The sequence below is a fragment of the Streptomyces calidiresistens genome (assembly GCF_014141525.1).
GTDB classification, from domain to species: domain Bacteria; phylum Actinomycetota; class Actinomycetes; order Streptomycetales; family Streptomycetaceae; genus Streptomyces; species Streptomyces calidiresistens.
In genome coordinates this window covers 1-1,990 of sequence record NZ_VKHS01000917.1, presented here as the reverse complement: position 1 = coordinate 1,990, position 1,990 = coordinate 1, and the positions used below count along the sequence as shown (strand labels likewise).

General features: G+C 74.7%; 3 protein-coding genes. All 3 read left to right on the top strand.

The annotated features are described in order from the left end of the window. Nucleotides 1-212: 212 nt before the first annotated feature. The 3 genes from FOE67_RS24110 to rdgB all read left to right on the top strand — a co-directional run bounded on the left by FOE67_RS24110 (nt 213) and on the right by rdgB (nt 1,981). On the top strand, nt 213-533 hold the full coding sequence (locus tag FOE67_RS24110; protein WP_323385403.1) for a PTS sugar transporter subunit IIB: 321 nt from the start codon (nt 213-215) through the stop codon (nt 531-533). Between the two features lie 87 nt (nt 534-620). Then, entirely contained in the window at nt 621-1,346 is a 726-nt protein-coding gene (gene rph, locus FOE67_RS24105; RefSeq protein WP_182666945.1) for a ribonuclease PH, read from the top strand. Then, a complete protein-coding gene (gene rdgB, locus FOE67_RS24100) occupies nt 1,343-1,981 on the top strand; it encodes an RdgB/HAM1 family non-canonical purine NTP pyrophosphatase (RefSeq protein ID WP_182666944.1) in 639 nt (212 codons plus the stop codon). The genes rph and rdgB overlap by 4 nt, the downstream gene beginning before the upstream one ends. Nucleotides 1,982-1,990 lie beyond the last annotated feature (9 nt).

Genomic DNA, 1,990 nt, shown 5'->3' with positions numbered 1-1,990 from the left:
GTGGTGGAGCTGGTGGACACGGACGCCTCCGGGCGCGGTGGGGGGTTGGGACGGGGACGACCGGTTCCGGGAGCGGTCGCGAACACCCTTCCGGGTAGTGTGGTCTACACCATTTCGGGCGTGGCTCATTATGAGCACATCGCGGCGCGCCCCGGAAGGCGTTCCGGGTCCCCGGGCGTCGCCGGGACCGCCCGTATGCTGATCCGCGCCCGATCCACCGGCGGGAGGACCCCGCCGGGTGGGAAGACGCACGACCGACGAGCAGGGAGGCGGCCATGGCGGCACGCGGAGGCGACGATCTCGCCGGAAAGGCCGAGCGCATCGTCGCCGGCCTCGGCGGCATCGACAACATCGTCGAGGTCGAGGGATGCATCACCCGACTGCGCACCGAGGTGGAGGACCCCTCGCTGGTGGACGAGGCGGCCCTGCGCGCCGCCGGCGCCATGGGCGTGGTGGCGATGGGCACCGCCGTGCAGGTCGTCGTCGGACCGGAGGCCGACCCGCTGGCCTCCGAGATCGAGGACCTCATGTAGAAGGGCCGACCCGGGGCCCCGCGCCGTCGGGGCCCCGGCGCGCCCCGCCGACCGGCACCGTCCCCGGCGGGGACTAGGCTCGCCGCCATGTCACGCATCGACGGCCGTACCCCCGATCTGCTCCGCCCCGTCACCATCGAACGCGGGTGGAGCAAGCACGCAGAAGGTTCCGTCCTCATCTCCTTCGGGGACACCCGCGTCCTGTGCACCGCCAGCGTCACCGAGGGCGTCCCCCGCTGGCGCCGGGGCAGCGGCAAGGGCTGGGTCACCGCCGAGTACTCGATGCTGCCCCGCTCCACCAACACCCGCGGCGACCGCGAGGCGGTGCGCGGCCGGATCGGCGGACGCACCCACGAGATCTCCCGCCTGATCGGCCGCTCGCTGCGCGCCGTCGTGGACTTCTCCGCGCTCGGGGAGAACACGATCGTCCTGGACTGCGACGTCCTCCAGGCCGACGGCGGCACCCGCACCGCCGCCGTCACCGGCGCGTACGTGGCGCTGGCCGACGCGGTGGACTGGGCCCGCCGCAACAAGCTGGTGAAGGCCTCCGCCCGCCCGCTGACCGGCACGGTCGCCGCCGTCAGCGTCGGCATCGTGGACGGCACCCCCCTGCTCGACCTCTGCTACGAGGAGGACGTGCGGGCCGAGACCGACATGAACGTGGTGTGCACCGGCGACGGCCGCTTCGTCGAGGTGCAGGGCACCGCCGAGGGCGCGCCCTTCGCCCGCACCGAGTTGACCGCCCTGCTCGACCTCGGGGAACTCGGCTGCGCCGCGCTCACCGAGAAGCAGAAGGAGGCCATGGCCGCATGAGCGACACCCCCCGACCGCACACCCCCGGCCCCGGTGACCGCCTGGTGCTCGCCACCCGCAACGCCCACAAGGTGGCCGAACTGCGCGCCATCCTCGGCGAGGTGGGGGTGCGCCGCGAGTTGGTCGGCGCCGACGCCTTCCCCGAGGTGGGCGAGGTCGCCGAGACCGGCGTCACCTTCGAGGAGAACGCCCTGCTCAAGGCGCACGCCCTGGCCCGGGCCACCGGGCTGCCCGCGCTGGCCGACGACTCCGGCCTGTGCGTGGACGTCCTCGGTGGCGCCCCCGGCATCCTCTCCGCCCGCTGGTCCGGCCGGCACGGCGACGACCGGGCCAACCTGGAACTGCTGCTCGCCCAGCTCGACGGCATCCCCGACGAACACCGGGGCGCCCACTTCGCCTGCGCCGCCGCGCTGGCCCTGCCCGACGGCACCGAGCGGGTCGCCACGGGGCGCCTGCCCGGCACCCTGCGCCGGGTCCCGGCCGGGGAGGGCGGCTTCGGCTACGACCCGATCCTCCAGCCGGAGGGGGAGACCCGTACCTGCGCGGAGCTGAGCCCGGCGGAGAAGAACGCCATCAGCCACCGGGGACGGGCCTTCCGGGCGCTCGCCCCGCACCTGCGCGACCTCATCGGCTGAACCCGCCGC

What these genes read in the sequence shown, in the direction of transcription:
- rph (WP_182666945.1), top strand. Translation starts at nt 621, where the DNA reads ATGTCACGCATCGACGGCCGTACCCCCGATCTGCTCCGCCCCGTCACC.
- rdgB (WP_182666944.1), top strand. Translation starts at nt 1,343, where the DNA reads ATGAGCGACACCCCCCGACCGCACACCCCCGGCCCCGGTGACCGCCTG.